This is a genomic window from Streptomyces europaeiscabiei, from assembly GCF_001550375.1.
In the GTDB taxonomy this organism is placed as follows: domain Bacteria; phylum Actinomycetota; class Actinomycetes; order Streptomycetales; family Streptomycetaceae; genus Streptomyces; species Streptomyces europaeiscabiei.
In genome coordinates this window covers 1-16507 of sequence record NZ_LRTR01000788.1, presented here as the reverse complement: position 1 = coordinate 16507, position 16507 = coordinate 1, and the positions used below count along the sequence as shown (strand labels likewise).

At 71.8% G+C, this 16507-nt stretch carries 16 protein-coding genes; 12 read left to right on the top strand and 4 right to left on the bottom strand.

Going from position 1 to position 16507, the window contains the following annotated elements:
- The 3 genes from AWZ10_RS38780 to AWZ10_RS38770 form a co-directional block, all read right to left on the bottom strand.
- The coding region (locus AWZ10_RS38780; RefSeq protein WP_244172697.1) for a type I polyketide synthase at positions 1-1239 on the bottom strand (1239 nt) is incomplete at its 3' end.
- Positions 1240-1484: 245 nt separating this feature from the next.
- A complete protein-coding gene (locus AWZ10_RS38775; protein ID WP_060893377.1) occupies positions 1485-2216 on the bottom strand; it encodes a TetR/AcrR family transcriptional regulator in 732 nt (243 codons plus the stop codon).
- A gap of 4 nt (positions 2217-2220) precedes the next feature.
- On the bottom strand, positions 2221-3837 hold the full coding sequence (locus tag AWZ10_RS38770; RefSeq protein WP_060893376.1) for an MFS transporter: 1617 nt from the start codon (positions 3835-3837) through the stop codon (positions 2221-2223).
- Between the two features lie 337 nt (positions 3838-4174).
- On the opposite strand from AWZ10_RS38770, the gene AWZ10_RS38765 reads away from it, so the two are divergent.
- The 12 genes from AWZ10_RS38765 to AWZ10_RS38710 all read left to right on the top strand — a co-directional run bounded on the left by AWZ10_RS38765 (position 4175) and on the right by AWZ10_RS38710 (position 15230).
- Positions 4175-4357 carry a DUF5302 domain-containing protein gene (locus AWZ10_RS38765; RefSeq protein WP_046709962.1) on the top strand — a complete coding sequence of 61 codons (183 nt, stop codon included), beginning with the start codon at positions 4175-4177 and terminating at the stop codon, positions 4355-4357.
- A 327-nt stretch (positions 4358-4684) separates the two neighbouring features.
- Positions 4685-5341 carry a TetR/AcrR family transcriptional regulator gene (locus tag AWZ10_RS38760; RefSeq protein ID WP_060893375.1) on the top strand — a complete coding sequence of 219 codons (657 nt, stop codon included), beginning with the start codon at positions 4685-4687 and terminating at the stop codon, positions 5339-5341.
- A gap of 216 nt (positions 5342-5557) precedes the next feature.
- Positions 5558-6382: an AfsR/SARP family transcriptional regulator gene (locus tag AWZ10_RS38755; RefSeq protein ID WP_060893374.1), complete on the top strand. Its 825-nt coding sequence runs from the start codon at positions 5558-5560 to the stop codon at positions 6380-6382.
- Between the two features lie 92 nt (positions 6383-6474).
- Positions 6475-6888, top strand: coding sequence for an acyl carrier protein (locus AWZ10_RS38750; RefSeq protein WP_060893373.1), 414 nt, complete (start codon positions 6475-6477; stop codon positions 6886-6888).
- 14 nt (positions 6889-6902) lie between these two features.
- A complete protein-coding gene (locus AWZ10_RS38745) occupies positions 6903-8702 on the top strand; it encodes a beta-ketoacyl [acyl carrier protein] synthase domain-containing protein (protein WP_079076597.1) in 1800 nt (599 codons plus the stop codon).
- The gene (locus AWZ10_RS38740) at positions 8699-9529 is read left to right on the top strand and encodes a 4'-phosphopantetheinyl transferase family protein (protein WP_046709090.1); all 831 of its coding nucleotides are present in this window, start codon (positions 8699-8701) and stop codon (positions 9527-9529) included. Before AWZ10_RS38745 ends, AWZ10_RS38740 begins: the two co-directional genes overlap by 4 nt.
- A gap of 230 nt (positions 9530-9759) precedes the next feature.
- Entirely contained in the window at positions 9760-10581 is an 822-nt protein-coding gene (locus AWZ10_RS38735) for an AfsR/SARP family transcriptional regulator (protein WP_046709089.1), read from the top strand.
- Between the two features lie 169 nt (positions 10582-10750).
- The gene (locus tag AWZ10_RS38730; protein WP_060893371.1) at positions 10751-11710 is read left to right on the top strand and encodes an aromatase/cyclase; all 960 of its coding nucleotides are present in this window, start codon (positions 10751-10753) and stop codon (positions 11708-11710) included.
- A 46-nt stretch (positions 11711-11756) separates the two neighbouring features.
- Positions 11757-12446, top strand: coding sequence for an acyltransferase domain-containing protein (locus AWZ10_RS38725; protein WP_046709087.1), 690 nt, complete (start codon positions 11757-11759; stop codon positions 12444-12446).
- 189 nt (positions 12447-12635) lie between these two features.
- On the top strand, positions 12636-14735 hold the full coding sequence (locus tag AWZ10_RS38720; protein ID WP_060893370.1) for a condensation domain-containing protein: 2100 nt from the start codon (positions 12636-12638) through the stop codon (positions 14733-14735).
- Between the two features lie 44 nt (positions 14736-14779).
- Positions 14780-14962 carry a DUF5302 domain-containing protein gene (locus AWZ10_RS38715; RefSeq protein WP_046708559.1) on the top strand — a complete coding sequence of 61 codons (183 nt, stop codon included), beginning with the start codon at positions 14780-14782 and terminating at the stop codon, positions 14960-14962.
- A gap of 19 nt (positions 14963-14981) precedes the next feature.
- Positions 14982-15230, top strand: a complete 249-nt coding sequence (locus AWZ10_RS38710) for a lanthionine synthetase LanC family protein (protein WP_060893369.1) — start codon at positions 14982-14984, stop codon at positions 15228-15230.
- A 40-nt stretch (positions 15231-15270) separates the two neighbouring features.
- Here AWZ10_RS38710 and AWZ10_RS38705 read toward each other — a convergent pair.
- The coding region (locus AWZ10_RS38705; protein WP_159058517.1) for an acyltransferase domain-containing protein at positions 15271-16507 on the bottom strand (1237 nt) is incomplete at its 5' end.

Sequence of the window (16507 nt, the reverse complement as noted above, 5' to 3'; positions counted from 1 at the left end):
GGGGCTGGGCCGGTCTGCGTGGAGGGTCTTGGGGAGGGTGTCGTGCTGGAGGGCGAGGATCATCTTGATGACGCCCGCGACACCGGCCGCCGCCTGCGAGTGGCCGATGTTGGACTTGGAGGAGCCCAGGTAGAGGGGGTGCTCGGAGGCGCGGGTGGGTCCGAAGACTTCGGCGAGGGCGCCGGCTTCGATGGGGTCGCCGAGGCTGGTGCCGGTGCCGTGGGCCTCGATCGCGTCGATGTCGTCCGGCGTGAGGCGCGCCGTCGCGAGGGCCTCCTGCACCACACGCTGCTGCGAGGGCCCGTTGGGAACGGTCAGGCCCTGGCTGCGGCCGTCCTGGTTGACGGCGCTGCCGCGGATGACCGCCAGCACCCGGTCACCGTCACGCTCGGCGTCGGAGAGGCGCTTGAGGACCAGCATGCCCGCGCCCTCCGACCAGCCCGCGCCGTCGGCGTCGGCGGAGAAACTCTTGCAACGGCCGTCGGCGGCCATGCCCTTGAACTGGCTGGACTCCACGAACAGCACAGGCGTGCTCATGACGGTGACACCGCCGGCGAGGGCGGTGTCGCACTCGCCGTTGCGCAGCGCGCCCACCGCGGAGTGCAGGGCGACGAGAGAGGACGAGCAGGCCGTGTCTATGGTCACGGCGGGGCCCTGGAGTCCCAGGACGTAGGAGACACGGCCGGAGATGACGCTGCTGGAGACACCGGTGCCCTGGTAGCCGTCCAGGTAGTCGAAGCCGGTCTGGTCGTCCGCGTAGTCCGAGCGCATGGCGCCGAGGTAGACGCCCGTCCGGCTGCCGCTCAGCGACTCCGGACGTATGCCGGCCCGCTCCAGGGCCTCCCACACGGTCTCCAGCACGATCCGCTGCTGCGGGTCCATCGACTGCGCCTCACGCGGAGGGACGCCGAAGAACTCCGCGTCGAAGCCCTCGACGTCGTCGAGGAACCCGCCCTCACGGGCGTAGGACTTTCCGGGGGTCTGCGGCGTCGGGTCGTACAGGTCCAGGGCGTCCCACCGGGCGGGGAAACCGCCGATGGAGTCCCGTCCTTCGTTCAGCAGGTCCCAGTAGTCCTCGGGGTTGGCGATCCCGCCGGGGAAACGACAGGCCATCGACACGATCGCGATCGGTTCGGTGCGCTGTTCCTCCAGCTCGGCGTTGCGCTGCTGAAGCTGCAGCACTGCGGCCATCGCGCGACGCAGGCGGTCATCGTTCCCGGGCCTGTTCACATCCGTCATTCGACTCGACTCCGTCACTTTTCCCTACGGCGGGTACTGGAAACGCAAGAGAGCCGTATCGCCAAGGGGCGATACGGCTCTTGAGGCAATTCTATGAGTATTTCGGGGGTGTGTTTTGAATTATGGCACACCACGCCTGTTCGAACAGTGTGACAGCGGATCCGGTCCGCCGTCAATGTCGTTCTGGCCGGAGGTGCGAACTCAAGAATCGCTCGAAAAGAAATCAATCGCTTTTCGAGCGATTCTCAGTTCTGCTTGGTTCCTTTGGCGCGCATGCCGGCGATCATGCAACTCAGGCCGAACTCGAAGTGGTCGTCCCAGGCCCGGGACTCCCCGGCCTCCAGGTTGGCCCGCATGCGCGGGTAGGCGTCGCCGACGAGTTCGAGCACCGGAGACAGCCAGATCTCCTTGATGTCGTCCGGCCGCAGCTCCGTCTCGCGCATCTTCAGGATCCATTTCACCTCGTCCGCCGCGAACCCGAGGACGAAGTTCACCAGGGTGCCCGCCGCACGGTAGGCATCGGGCGGGCCGAACCCGCCCGCCTCGACGAGCACGGTGAGCTGCTCGTGCAGCGCCAGCGAATTCGGGCCGACGAGTGCGAAGCTGCCGGCCAGCTGGCTGGTCCAGGGGTGTTCACGGATGATGCGGCGCAGGTCCTGGGAGATGTGCTCGATCTGCTCGCCCCAGTCGGCGTCCGGCTTGGGCGTCAGGTCGAGCTCGCCGAACGACTCGTCGAGGGCGAATTCGAGCACCGCGTCCTTGGTGGGGACGTGCCAGTACAAGGACATCGCCGCGACACCGAGCTCGGCGGCTAGGCGCCGCATGGAGAGGGCACCGAGGCCTTCCCGGTCGAGCAGACGGACAGCCGCCGCGACGATCTGATCACGGCTCAGGGGATTCTGACCGCTGGGCGGCCGCCGGGCCGGCCTGGACAGCCAGATGCTGTCCAGGCGCGGTTCGGGAAGGTTGCGCGACATGGGATCAAGATACGCCCGTGGTGTCCGGCGTCTTCTCGATCCCTGGCGCAGGCGCCTGCGCCGTGGCCTCGGCGGACTGCGTCGCGGGCTCCTCGGGTGGGACCGAGTTCCTGCGCAGCAGCGCCCAGGCCACCACACCGGCGGCGACGGCGGCCGCGGCACCGATGCGCATGCTCACCGAGAAGCCGGAGACGAACGCGTCCCTCACCTGCTCGACGAGCTGTGACGGGTCCTCGCCGGCGGCGGCCACGCCCAGGGCCTGCCCGATGGAGTGCGTCGCCTCGTCAGGAATGGCGTCCGGCAGACGCGAGGAGAACAGCCCGGCGGCGAGACTGCCCATCACGGCCACGCCACAGGCACTGCCGAACTCCTGCATCGTGGAGTTGAGCCCGCCGGCCACCCCGGCGCGTTCCACCGGAATCGCGCTCACCATGGCGGTCGACGCGGTCGGCATGGCGATACCGGCGCCCGCGCCCATCACGGCCAGTCCGGCCAGGGCCAGGAGGTAGCCGGAACCCTCGCGCAGGAAGCTCAGTGTCACCAGGCCGACACCCATCACGGCCAGACCCGTGGCCATCGTGCCGGGAGTGCCGATCTTCTCCGCGATCTTCGGGCCGAACGGCGTCATCACCATGAGCGCGAGCGCCATGGGCACGACGCCGAGGCCGGCCTCCAGCGGGCTGTAGTCCAGGACGAACTGCAGGTACTGGGTGAACAGGAACAGCGAGCCGGCGAGCGCGAGGTAGGTCAGCGCCGTGCTGCCGACGGCCCCGCTGAACGCGGGGTTCCTGAAGAGGGCCACGTCCAGCATCGGCTCCTCGCAGCGGCGCTCCCAGTACGTGAAGGAGATCAGCGCCACCGCGCCGACCGCGAAGGGGATCAGCGTCTGCGGGGAGCTCCAGCCGTGCTCCGGCACGGAGATGATCGCGTACACCAGGCCGACGCTCATCAGGATGGACAGTGCCACACCGGGGACATCGGTCCGGCGGACCTGCGGGTCGCGCGACTCGGGGATCAGGATGATCATCGAGATCAGCGCGGCAAGCCCGACCGGCACGTTGATCAGCAGGACGGAACCCCACCAGAAGTGGTCGAGCATGACGCCGCCGAGCACGGGCCCGAGGGCCACGGCGGCCGCGGCCACACCGGTCCACACGCCGATGGCCTTCGGCCGCTCCTTCTCGTCGAACACCTGCATGAGGACGGCCAGGGTGCTGGGCATCAGCAGCGCGGCGCCCACACCCATGCCGACCCGTCCCGCGATCAACTGTGCCGGGCTGTCGGCCATCGAGGCCACACCGGAACAGAGGGTGAACAGCGCCACGCCGATCAGGAGCGCCTTGCGGCGCCCGATCCGGTCGGCCAGGGAGCCCGTCGTCATGAGCAGGCCGCCCACCGCCAGCGTGTAGCCGTTCATCACCCACTGGATCGACGAGGTCGAGGCACCGAGGGACTCCGTCATCGACGGGATCGCCACGGTCAGCACCGTGTTGTCCAGCAACACCAGCATCACGGCAAGGCAGAGGGTGCTCAGGATCAGCCAGCGCTGCGGGTGGGGGGCGGGTCCCGCGGCCGGATCCTGCGTCTTTGCAGCCGTCCGCGGCTCAGAGGCCTCAGTCATGGAGACTCCCTTCCAAAAGCTTTGACTTACTACGTAAGGGGAGTACGGTACACTGTAAGCGGGAAGAGGTTGCACCGCAATGACGCCCATGAGTATGGGGTGTCCGCACAGGTTATGAAGGGGTGGTTCCGGTATCACTCGACTCGCTCTCGAGGGCGACGCGGTGAAACGGGCTTCCATGGCCGACAGGTACCGGGTGCGGTGGCCGGAACGCGCATTTCGCGCGTATGGTCGCTGCTTTATTCGAGGGGGTGTCAGGTGATTCTCAAGTGAGACTCAAGCGCTTTTCGAGCGGTGGTTCCGCTCGACTCCATTCCTCTCGACCCAGGAGCGACGTATGGCTGACGTGACCAAGCGGAATGCAGCGGACACCGACGTGAAGCTTCAGTTCAAGGAAGTGCTCGAGCGCAAGCAGCGCCGGCAGCGGTCCGGGCAGGCGCACGGCGACAGGGGCCTGCAGGCCAAGGGTGTGAGCGGCCCGGTACCCCAGAAGAAGATCTTCCGTCGCAAGACCGGCTGACCATCCCCCGTTGTAAGCCGGGCGGCGGAGCAGGAGCCCCGGCGGTCCCGTCCTCAGTGGCGGACCGCCGGGGCGTCCGCGTGTCCTGGCCAGGAACAAAAACAGACAGGATTGACTGTTTCTGGTGAGGTCTCGGGGCCGTGAAGAGCCCTGAGTATGGGGCAGGTTCCGGCTGCCGCCCCGGGCTCACCTCGGTCTTTTCGGTGCGGGGGACCCCCGTAATAAACCGTCATGATGGTTTACTGATCCCACGATGCATGTCCGCTCGCGGTCCCCTGGTGCGGACTGTCATGCCGGGCGACTGTCCTGCGATCAGGAGACTTCTCGATGGTGAAGCAGGAACGAGCGGCGCACACTCGGCAGACGTTGGTCCGAGCCGCCGGTGAGGAGTTCGCCCAAGGGGGCTACGAGCCGGTGTCACTCAGGAGGATCAGCAAGCGGGCCGGGGTCAGCTACGGCGGCCTGCACCATCACTTCGCCGGCAAGCAGGACCTGGCCGGGGCGGTCGTGGCGGAGGCCGCCACCATCCTGCGTGACGAGGTGTGCGCGGCCATCGGCTCCGCGCCCGGTGACGGCGGGCGCGGAGCCCTGGCGCGGCTCGTCGAATCCACCTACCGCCTGGTGGACCGGATCGACCGGGACGCGGTGGTCCAGGCGGGGTTCGTCCTCACTCTGGACATCTCCAGCCCCGACCTCGGAGAAGACCTGCGCGAGCGGTGGCGGTGCTGGGTCGAGGAGATCCTGGACGAGGCCGAGCGGGCCCAGGAGCTCGGTGCGGGCATCCGCGGTGCCGACGTCGCGACGGCCGTGGTGGCGGCGACCGTGGGATTGGAGGCACTCGGCGTGCGGGACCGGGCCTGGCTGAAGTCGGACGTCGTCGCCCGCTTCTGGCGGCTGATCCTGCCGCGCGTCGCCTCGCCGGAGACGGCGACCGCCCTGCACGCCGTCGGCTGCCCGCCCGTCGCGTACGAGCCGACGGTGTGACCCCCGGGCGGACCGGACTGCCCCCGATCGACACCAAAAGAGTCATTGAGTTCTCTTTTTGGCCTCGCGTCAGCAAGAATGTTCCCTGATTGGGCCGGAAGAGTGGTAGATATGCCCGATTAAGTCTGGTTCTCCAGCGCACTCCGTGTGTTGACAAACCGATCGTACTGTTTTTTACTTCGGCGAGAGGTTGCACAACAAACAGGGGAGACAGTTGTGGACATCGGGGTCTTGGGGGCTCTGGAGGTGAAGGTGCGGGGCGTGTCGATCACACCCACGGCACCCAAACCGCGGCAGGTACTGGCGATGCTCGCCTCGCGTGTGGACCGGCTGGTGCCGGTGGAGGTGCTGACCGAGGAGCTGTGGGGAAGCTGCCCGCCCCGCAGCGCCCGCACGACGCTGCAGACCTACGTGCTGCAGCTGCGGGAGCTGATCGCCGCCGCTCTGGCCTCGCAGCCGGCAACGGACGACCGGGAGCCCCAGGACACCGGAGCGAAGGACGTCCTGATGACGCTGCCCGGCGGCTACCGCCTGACGGGCGGCGAAGGAGGCTGCGACGTCCAGGAGTTCGAGCTGCTGGCCGGGCGCGGCTACCGAGCCATGGACGCGGGCGACTTCACCGAGGCGTCCACGCTGCTGCGGCAGGCCCTCGGCCTCTGGTCGGGCGAGGCCTTCGCCGACGTCCGCATGGGCGCACAACTGCAGTCGGAGGCATGGCGGCTGGAGGAATCACGGCTGTGCGCGCTGGAGCAGTGCTTCGAGGCGGAGCTGCGGCTCGGCCGGCACCGTGAACTGCTGTCGGAACTGACGGTGCTGGTGAACCGGTACGGCACGCACGAGAACCTGCACGCCCAGTTCATGCTCGCGCTGTACCGCTCCGGACGGCGTGGCGAGGCACTGCACGCCTACCAGCGCCTGCGCGCCACTCTCGTACGCGATCTGGGGCTCGAACCCTCCGCGCACGTACGCAGGTTGCAGCGTTCCATCCTCATGGCGGCGCCGGACGCTCCCGCCGCTTCCGTGCCCTCCCTGACCGGGTGAGCCGGACCCATCAACCCATCGCCGTACGGATTCGACACGGCCTCGCCCCATGCTTCCGCCGCGGCCAGCACGTGACTTGGAGAGAAGCCATCGTGTTCAACAACCCGAACCCGGCCCAGTCGGCACCCGGCGGTGACGTGCCGCGGGTTCTCGACGCACTGCGCGAGATGCTCGGCGCGATCCTGCGCTGCGACCCGTGGGAGATCGACGAGAAGGCGACCTTCCACGTACTGGGCCTCGACTCCATCCTCGGCGCCGAGTTCGTGGACGCCATCAACACCCGGTACGGCCTCAAAGAGGAAGCCTTCACCCTCTACGACCACCCCACCCCCGCCGCCATGGCCACCCACGTCGTCGCCCGCACCTCGGCGAGGACACCGGCCGCGCCCGGCCCGGCCCGCGCGGCCGGGCCCCGTGCCGGTCTCGACACCCTGCTCGACGCGGTCCGCGACGACCGGCTGAGCGTCGACGAGGCCGTCGCTCTGCTCGCCGCGGACAGGGCCTGAAGCGCCTGCCGCACATGCGTATGGACAACAGGGAGATCCTGACTCGGTTCAAGGACGGCACCCTCGGCAGGCAACAGGCCGTCGAACTCCTCACCGAAGTAGCCGGCCCGCCCCCGCCGCCCGTCCCCCTCACCGCCCGTCCCGAACCCGCCGCGCCCCGCACCACGCCCGCGGGCTACGCCGTCATCGGCATCGCCGGACGCTATCCGCACGCCGGTGACCTCGACGCCTTCCGGCGCCTGCTGCACACCGGACCGGACGCACCCGCCACCCCGCCGCCCGGCCGCCTGATCGACGAGCGCGGCCGCACCGGCCACTACCTCGACCGGGTCGCCGACTTCGACCCCGACTTCTTCCGGCTGACCGCCAGGGAAGCCGCCCTCACCGACCCCCAGGAACGCCTCTTCCTCGAAGTCGCCTGGCAGGTGATGGAGGACGCGGGCTACACCGGAGGCCGCCTCGACGCCCTGGTCGGCGCCGACGGCGAACCGCGCAGCGTCGGCGTGTACACGGCGGTGAGCTCCTGCGACTACGCCCTGCTGGCCGCGGAGCTGTGGGCCGACGGCCACCGGGCCATGCCCCGCAGCGGCCACGGGAACGTGGCGCACCCGCTCTCCGCGCTGCTCGACCTGCGGGGTCCCAACTGGTCGGTCGACACCGCCGACTCGTCCTTCCTCGTCGCCCTGCACCAGGCGATCGGCGCGCTGGAGTCCGGCGAATGCGCCGCCGCGCTGGTCGGCGCGGTGGAACTGCGCCTGCACCCCTCCCGGCAGTTCCCCGGAGCCGGGGAAGGCGTGGGCGCCCTGCTCCTCAAGCCACTGGACCGGGCACGGGCGGACGGCGACACCGTCCACGCCGTCATCCGCTCCAGCGCCGTGGGCCGTACCGGGAACACCGGACCCGCCCACCGCACGGAACAGACCGGTCACACCGGACCCGGCGGACAGACCCTGAGCCCCGGCGAAGACCGTCTGGTACGCCGCGCCCTGGCCGCCGCCGCGATCGACGCGGACACGGTCACCGTGCTGGAGACACCCGACAGCGCGGCACGCACCACCGGCCGGGCCGGAGCGGCCACCGGTGTCGCCGCCCTCACCCGGGCGGTGCTGCGGCTCGGCGAAGAGACCGGCCGGGACGCCTCGGTACCGCACCGGGCCGTGGTCACCGCCGGAAGCGAAACCGGCACCCGGGCCTGTGTCGTCGTCGAGGCATGTCCGGCGCAGCCGGCCGCGCCCCCGAAAACGGAGAAGGACCCCTTCACCGGGCGGCCGCCGGTGCAACACGGCGACGACCGGGGCGCCCCCGAGCTGATCCTGCTGTCGGCACCCACCCCCGGCCACCTCGCCGCCACCGCCCGCCGCCTGGCCGACTGGCTCGGTGCCGGCCGGACACCGGATCTGCCCGCCCTCGCCCACGCCCTGCGCACCGGCCGCGCCGCACTGCCCTGCCGCCTCGCCGTCACCGCCCGTAGCCACCCGGAACTGGCCGAACTGCTGGGCGACTTCGCCGCCGGGGCGCCCGGTGACCGCGCGGGCCGGCGCCTGCGGGTGACGGACCTGCGGACCGCGCCGGCCGATCCGCTGCTCCTCGACGAGGCGCCCGAGACCCGCGCCTACCTGTCCGCGCTGTGGCGAGCCGGACGCCTGGAACAGCTCGCCGGGCTGTGGACCGGCGGCGTCGACGTGACGCGGACGGCGGAGGTCGCCGACGGCCGCGAACCCGGGCCGCGCTCGGTGCCGCCCCGCTCCGCCCTGCTGCCCCGGCCGCTGTGGCTGGGCCGCGACACGGAAGCGGACGTGGAGCCGCCGACGTGATCACGGACATCGGCCGGAGCGAGGACCCGGACCGCCCCATCCAGCTGTGGTTCTGCACCAACGACGACCTGCCGCCGGACCACGCGGCCCTGCTCGCCGCCCACTGGTTCGACGAGGAGGAGAAGCGCACGGCGCAGGCCTTCCTCTTCGAACGCGACCGGCGCCAGTACCTGGTCGCCCACACCCTGGTGCGCCGCGTACTGGCGCTGGAGACCGGCCTCGCCGAGGACGAACTGCACTTCTGGCGCTCCTCGCGCGGCCGGCCCTTCCTGCGCGTGCCTGCGGGCGGACTCCTGCGCGGCGGACGGCAGCTGGACTTCAACCTGTCGCACGCCAGTGGCTGCAACCTGCTGGGCGTGACCCGCGCGCACACCATCGGCGTCGACGTGGAGCGGCTCGACCGGGACCCGCGCTCCTTCCACACGATCCTGCAGACCTTCGCGGCGTGGGAGCGGCACTGGGTGGCCGAAGCGGCCACCGGAGCGGCGCGCGACCGCAGGACGATGCGGCTGTGGACCCTGAAGGAGGCCTACGCGAAAGCGCGCGGGCTCGGACTCGGTCTGCCGTTCGACTCGTTCTCCTTCACGCTGGCCGAGGACCGCGGTGTACTCGGATTCGATCCGCCCGCCGACGACAGGTACGGGCAGTGGACGTTCGTCGAACTCGAGCCCGCCCCCGATGTCCTGGCCGCCGTGGTTATCCAGACCGACCCCTTCACGGATCCCGTGATGCACCTGCACCGCGGATTCCCGTGGGCACGGACGGCACCGCACCGCATCGCCCTGCCCGCGCCGGCGCCCGTCGCCGCGTCCCCGGCCTACCGGTGACCCGCCCCGGCCCGCGCGCTCTCTCCAGTGAATTGAGGCCTGCACCCCAGCAATTCACACGCCGTTCCACGCCGTTCTGCGAGCAGCGAATTCAGCCGTCCATAACCGCCGTCCATAACCGCTGGAGAAGAACTGGAGAATCAAGCGTGCGCACTCTGCGTCCCGCTAGCGTGCAAAAAGACCAAGCGTGTGTGCCCGTTGAGTGCATCTCGCCGACACCGGAGGAGAACATGAAGATTCAGGTGCTGGGTCCGCTGAGGGCAGAAGTCAACGGCGGATCGATCGTTCCCACGGCCGGCAAGCCACGCCAACTGCTTTCCCTGCTGGCCCTCTACCGAGGACGTGTCGTGCCGGTGCAGACACTCATGGAGGAGATATGGGGGGTCGAGCCGCCGCTGAGCTCGCTCACCACGCTCCAGACCTACATCCTCCAGCTGCGCCGCCGCCTCGGCACCGCCATGGGCCCGGACGTCCCCGGAAACGCCAAGGACATCCTGGCCACCCGGCACGGCGGCTACGTGCTGCAGATCCCCGCGGACAGCATCGACGTGCACCAGTACGAGCGGCTGGTGGCGCAGGGACGCAACGCCTTCGAGGCCGGTGACGCCGCCCTCGCCTCCGGCCGGTTCCGCGCTGCCCTCGACCTGTGGGACGGTGCCGCCCTGGTGGACGTGCGGCTCGGGCCCGTCCTCGACATCGAGGTCGTACGGCTCGAAGAGAGCCGGCTGGTCACCACCGAGCGCCGCATCGACGCCGACCTGCGTCTCGGTCGGCACGCCGAACTGCTGGGTGAACTGCGACAGTTGACGATGCATCACCCGCTGCACGAGGGACTGCACGCGCAGTTCATCCTGGCGCAGTACCGCTCCGGCCGGCAGGCCGCCGCTCTGGGCACCTACCGCGGGCTGTGCGGCCGGCTGCGCGAGGAGCTCGGCGTCGAGCCCGCACCGCAACTCCAGCGGCTGTACCAGGCGATGCTCACCACGGCTCCCCAGCTCGACATCCTGGCCGGCCCGCGGGGGGCCTCCACGTTCGACCTCTTCGCCGCCTGAGCGCACGCGCACCGACGGGACCTGCCTCGAGGCGATGCTCAAGGCGCCCTCGTCCCGCCCTCAAGCGATTCAGGACACAGTCGGCGCAATGGCCTCGGCCCGCCGTGCCCGAGGCCCGTGACGCCACGGGGCCACCGCCCCGGGCTGTGACTTGGAGGAGGGCGGACGGATGCCTGCCGAGCGGATGCGCTGTGCGCAGCACGACGTGGTGATCGCCGCCCCCGCGGGCGTGGTCTACGGGCTGGTGGCCGATGCCGCCCACTGGCCCCGGTACTTCCCGTCCGTCGTGCACGTCGAACAGCTGGAGTCGGACGGGCGGCAGGAACGGCACCGCCTGTGGGACACCGCCGAGGGCCAGGTGCGCTCGTGGACGACGCGCCTGGTCTTCTCGTCCGACCTGCGGCGGGTGGACTTCTGGCAGGAGCAGCAGGCGCCACCGCTCACGAGCATGCGCGGCACCTGGATCGTCGAAGCCCTCGACGACCGGCGCACCCGGCTGACCCTGCGCCGCACCTTCACCGTCGCCCGCGACGACCCGGCGAGCGCCGCCCGGGCGGAGCGCACCCTCGACACCACCGCCCGCATGGACCTGGAGGGTGTGCGCCACCACGCGCAGCACTGGAGCGACCTCGACGGACTCGTGCTGTCCTTCGAGGACTCCGCCCGCGTCAAGGGGCCCGCCGAGCTCGTCTACGACGTGCTGTACCGAGTCCGGGACTGGCCCCAGCTCCTGCCTCAGGTCGCCCGCGCCGACGTGCGGGAGGACCCGCCCGGTGTGCAGCTGGTCCGCGGGCAGACCCACGCGACGGGCCGGCTGCCCGCCCGCACCACCGAGGCCGTACGCATCTGCTTCCCCCACGCCGGACGCATCGTGTTCAAACTGACCGTCCCGCCGGGCCCGCTGGTGGCCCACACGGGGGAGTGGTCCGTCGTGCCGGACACGGCGGGCGTGACCGTCACCGCCCAGCACCGTGCCGTCCTCGACCCGGACCGCATCGAAACCGTTCTCGGCGCCGGCACGGACACCGCCCAGGCCCGGCGCCACGTGCGGGAGAGTCTCGGCCAGGAGAGCCGGGCGGTACTCGAACTGGCCAGGCAACACGCGGAGAGCGCGGTCCGGGTGCTGTGACCCGCGTGCCGCGGCGGATTCACCACGAGTACACGAGAGGGTGCCCATGAAATCCGACCCCCGCACCCGGGACATCCCCCGGCCCGCACTCCTGGCCTGCGGCTGCGCCGACCGAGCCGGAAAGCCCGCCGTCCGCGGCGACCTCGCGGTGCTGTTCCCCGACTGGGACGGCCGCCCGCCCACCACGACCAGGACCCTGTACGGCTCGTTCCCCGCCTTCCGGGTCGCCTTCGACGCCCTGCGCGACGCCCTGGACTGCTGTCTGCCCGTACCACTGGTCGCCGCCGTGTTCGCACCCCCGCACGGAGTCGACGCCCGGCTGCTCGAAGACCCCCGGTACGGCAAGCCCGCGCTGTTCGGGTACCAGGTGGGCCTGTTCCGCCTCTGGCACGCCCTCGGCATCGACGCCACGGCGGTCACCGGACACGGCATCGGCGCGCTCGCGGCAGCCCACGTGGCCGGAGCCCTCGGCCTGCGGGACGCCGCCCACCTGGCCCTCATTCAGGAGGGCGGCCCCTGCACCGCACACACATCGCACCCCGCGGGCTTCGGCAGGCTCCTGCGGTGCGAACCCGTCCGGGAGACGCCCGAGGCCGCCCCCGAACCCCGGGCCCTGCTGACGGCCTTCCGCCAACTCCAGGTGCGGGGACCCGAGATCGACTGGAAACGGCTCCTGGCATCGGGATCCGCTTCAGGGCCGCTCAAGGAATCCGGCCTCAGCTCGCTGGGTGTCTAGTCTGGCCGCAAGGGTCCGGGCCGCCCCCCCACGTCCGCACGCCGCCCCGGGCGAGCCCCCGGGCGGCCCACCCGCGAACACACCGTCACGACACCCGTCCTGCCGACCCGCCGGCGGCGTCCGCGCGCGACAGCCGGACAAGCCGGACGGCACGGCAGATCAGAGACACCGAGGGGAAAGGGGGAACGGATGACCACCGACGGTCACCACCCCTCCGACGCGCCCGCCCCCACCCCGGGACACCCGCCGGCACCCGAACCGGGGGCCGTGACCGTGACCGTCACCTTCGCCGGCGCCCCCGAGACACGGCAGGCCGTCGTGCACGTCCACGGCCCCGCGCCGACCGGCCCCCTCGACACCGGCACCGCACCCGCCGCCGCCCTCCTCACCGGACACGCGACGGTCTCGCCCGCGTTCGCCGGGCCGCTCGCCGACCGGCTCACCCGCCCCCCGGCCCCGTCACCCGCCCCGGCCCAGGCCGAACCTCCGGAGACCTTCGCCGCCACCCCCCTGCAACGCGATGTCCTCGCCGACGCCGTCCACCACCCGGACCACCACGTGGAGCAGCTCGCCTGGCGCTGGCACGGCCCGCTGGACACCGGCCGTTTCACCGCCGCCTGGCAGTCCGTCTTCGACCGGGAGACCGTGCTGCGCGCCGCCTTCGACTGGGACCCGCACCCCAAAGTCACCGTGCATCGCCACGCCACCCCGGAGGTCGTACGGCACGCGCACGGAACCTTCCCCGGCCGCGCCGTCCTGATGGAACACGAGCGGGTACGCGGCTTCGACCTGCGCCGCCCCGGGCTGCTGCGCGCCGCCCTCCTCGACGGGGCACCCCCGGGCACGCCGGGCGGTACCGCGCCCACCGAGGTCCTGCTCACCTACCACCGCGCCCTGCTCGACCACTGGAGCGTGCACGCCCTGCTCCGTGAGTTCTACCGCGCCTACTGCGCCGACGGCGTTCTGCCCGGCGGCGAGCGCCGCCCCGACCTGCGCGACTACGTCCGCTGGCTGGGAGCCCAGGACCCGTCCGCCGCACGGGACTTCTGGTCCCGGGAGGCGGCGCGTCCCGCCGTGCGCCTGCCGCAGGCCGCACCCGGCGCCGCCACCGGGCAGACCGGCACCGGACGCATCCGGGTCCGGCTCACCGGTGACGAGGTGGCACGCCTGGCCGCGTGGGCGGCGCACCAGGGCGCCACCGAGAGCGTCGCCGTGCACACGGTGTGGGCGATGCTCCTCCACCGCGCGTCGGACGCCGCCGCGGAGCCCGCCCGGGTGCGCTTCGGCGTCACGGTCTCGGGCCGGGGCGTCTTCCTCGGGGACATCGAGCGCACCCCCGGCCCCTTCGCCAGCCCGCTGCCGGTGTCCGTCGAGGTGGACCCGGCTGCCCCGGTCTCCCGGCTGCTGGGGGCCCTGCGCGACTGCGCCCTGGACATGTCCGGGTACGAGTGGGTCGCCGCGGGCCAGATCCGCGACTGGCTCGCGCAGGGCCCGGCCGCGCCGCAGGACGAGGCGGGGGCGGTGCTCGCCGACTCCCTGCTGGTCTTCGAGCACCGCACGCGCGGGCTCGGCGAACTCGGCCCGGGCCTGGCCGAGCGGGGCCTCCGTGTCGACGCCCCGGACCTCGTCCCCGCCCGCCCCCCGGTCCCGATCGGCATCGTCGTCCACCACGACCGCCAGGGCGGTCTGGTCCTGACGTGCGTGCACGACCGCGCCCGCCTCGACGACGCCCGGGCCTTCGCCCTGCTGTCGGCGAGCGCCCGGCTCCTGCGCGAACTGCCGGACATCGCCGGGGAGTCGGTGACCGTCGCCGACCTCCTCGACGTCCTGCCCTGCACGGACCTGCCCCGCCTGCACGAACGGCCCGTACCCCCGGCGGAGGTGGGCGGCCCGCTGGTCACGCTGCGGGCCGCCACCGCACCCCGCACCGGAACCGCCTGCCTGGTCACCCCGCCGGGCACCCCTGCCTCCTGGCTCGCCGGGCTCGTCCGGGGCACCACCGGAGCGCATGCCGTCGTGGCGCTCCACCCGGCGGCTCACGGGGTCCGGACCTGCGTCATGGCCCTCCGCCGCCACCTGCGCACCACCGACGGCCCCCTGGTGCTGGCCGGCGTCTCCGGAGTCGGCGCCGTGGCCTGCGACATCGCCCTGGGCCTCGCGGAGGACGGCGGCGCGCCCCCGCCCGTGGTCCTGGCCGGCGGCGACTCCGTCGGCGCCCTGGCGCACGCGATTGAGACAACCTTGAGACGGGCTGAGGCCAAACTCGAGCGGCCCTCAAGAGAGCAGTGATGCCCTGGGGTACGGGATTTGCCGTCGAACGCAAGGAGGCAGCCATGGCTGACACGCCCCCCGCGAACCATGCCGAGGAGGCGGCGAAGCGCCGTTTCCAGGAGGCCCTTGAGAAGAAGGCGCGCAGCTCACAGGCGCGCACGGCTCACGAAGAGGGCCGACTGAAAGTCAAGAACATGAGTGGCAACGCCGGTCAGAAGAAGTTCTTCAGGCGCAAGACCGGCTGACGGCCCCCGGCCGCCGCGCATGGCGCACCAACGCCGTGCCCCGATCTCCGTCGGGGCACGGCGTTGCCGTTTCTCCGCGGTGCGCCGCCGCATCGAGGCCACGGACCCCGAGGAGTCGGACTGGGTGTGCGGTTCGCCCACCAGGGCGGAGACACCCGGCCTGCTGACCGGACTCTCGGGCGTGGGACATCAATTGCTGCGGTTCGCCTGCCCGGACGAGGTGCCCTCCGTGCTGCTGCTGCACCCGCCGGCGCAGGGGAAGGCCTGACGGCCTTTCCCCTGGGCCGGGGTAGCGGCCGGGCCGCCCGTCACACGGCGCCCACGGCGCTCCAGTCCACGTCGAACCCTTCGCACCACAGCCGGGCCGCGAGGTCCTCCAGGCCGTGTCGTGGGGGCAGGTCCCGGTGGGACGCGGCAAGGACCGCGGAGCGGGTGTCCGCGAGGGCCGTCAGCGTCTGCTGGACGGAGTACATGGCGACCGGGTGCGGGGAGATCTCGATGATGCGCAGCGCGCGTCGGCCCGCGAGGTGGCGGACCCCCTCTTCCAACAGGGTCGGTTCGCACATGTTGCGCACCCAGTACGTCGCGTCGAGCGCGGCACCGTCGACGAAACAGCCGGTGACCGTCGACCAGTACGGGACGGCGGGACGGCGGGTGCGCAACGTACCGATCCTGCGGACGAGTTCGGGGGCGATACCGGCCAGCAGGGAGCTGTGCCCGGCGTAGTCGATGGGAGTGCGCAGCGTTCGGATCCCTCGGGCGGACAGCTCGTGTTCGACCTCGGTGACACCGCCCGGGGTCCCGGAGAGGCAAACCTGGCCGGGAGCGAGATGGCTCGCGACGAAGAGCTGCCCGCCGCTGGCCGCGCTGAGACGTTCGGCGTCCTCCCGTGGCATGTCACAGACGATCAGGGTGCCGTGCCCCGACGCGCGCTCGGCCACGAGCCGCGACCAGGTGGCGATGAGCCGCGCTCCCTCCTCCAGTGGCAGCGCCCCGGCGGCGACCACCGCGGCGACGTCCCCGATGCTCGCTCCGAGCACGAGATCGCTCCGCAGGCCCCACGCGTGCAGGGTGCGGGCCAGGGCGGTCTGCACGGAGAACAGGACGGGCTGGAGGACGTCCGTGGGCACGAGCGTCTGCCCGTCGTCGGCGAGCAGCGTCTCGATGACGGACCAGCCGGTGACGGCATGCACGGCACGGTCGCACTCGTCCAGGGTGGCACGGAAGGCGGGTTCGGCCAGCAGGGCGCGGCCCGTGCCGATCCACTGCGGCCCGCCGCCCGAGAAGAGGAAGGCCAGCGCGGGTCGCTCACCGGTGCGGCGCGCGGTCCCGTCGTCCAGCAGCGCGAGGAGTTCGTCCCGCAGCCGGTCCGGGCGGTCCGCGGTGGCGACGACGCGATGCGTGCCCGTGCCGTGCGCGGCGAGCCGCCTGGGATGTACCCCGCCCGGGTGGGCCTGCCCGGCCAGGTCGTGCACGGCCCGGCGCAGTGCCTCGCCGGTCTCGGCGGCGACGGGCAGGATGAACCGCCGCCGCGGCGCGTCGGCT

Coding starts and splice junctions, on each gene's coding strand:
- AWZ10_RS38775 (WP_060893377.1), bottom strand. CDS start 2,216: ATGTCGCGCAACCTTCCCGAACCGCGCCTGGACAGCATCTGGCTGTCC.
- AWZ10_RS38770 (WP_060893376.1), bottom strand. CDS start 3,837: ATGACTGAGGCCTCTGAGCCGCGGACGGCTGCAAAGACGCAGGATCCG.
- AWZ10_RS38765 (WP_046709962.1), top strand. CDS start 4,175: ATGGCTGACGTGACCAAGCGGAATGCAGCGGACACCGACGTGAAGCTT.
- AWZ10_RS38760 (WP_060893375.1), top strand. CDS start 4,685: ATGGTGAAGCAGGAACGAGCGGCGCACACTCGGCAGACGTTGGTCCGA.
- AWZ10_RS38745 (WP_079076597.1), top strand. CDS start 6,903: ATGCGTATGGACAACAGGGAGATCCTGACTCGGTTCAAGGACGGCACC.
- AWZ10_RS38735 (WP_046709089.1), top strand. CDS start 9,760: ATGAAGATTCAGGTGCTGGGTCCGCTGAGGGCAGAAGTCAACGGCGGA.
- AWZ10_RS38730 (WP_060893371.1), top strand. CDS start 10,751: ATGCCTGCCGAGCGGATGCGCTGTGCGCAGCACGACGTGGTGATCGCC.
- AWZ10_RS38725 (WP_046709087.1), top strand. CDS start 11,757: ATGAAATCCGACCCCCGCACCCGGGACATCCCCCGGCCCGCACTCCTG.
- AWZ10_RS38720 (WP_060893370.1), top strand. CDS start 12,636: ATGACCACCGACGGTCACCACCCCTCCGACGCGCCCGCCCCCACCCCG.
- AWZ10_RS38715 (WP_046708559.1), top strand. CDS start 14,780: ATGGCTGACACGCCCCCCGCGAACCATGCCGAGGAGGCGGCGAAGCGC.
- AWZ10_RS38710 (WP_060893369.1), top strand. CDS start 14,982: ATGGCGCACCAACGCCGTGCCCCGATCTCCGTCGGGGCACGGCGTTGC.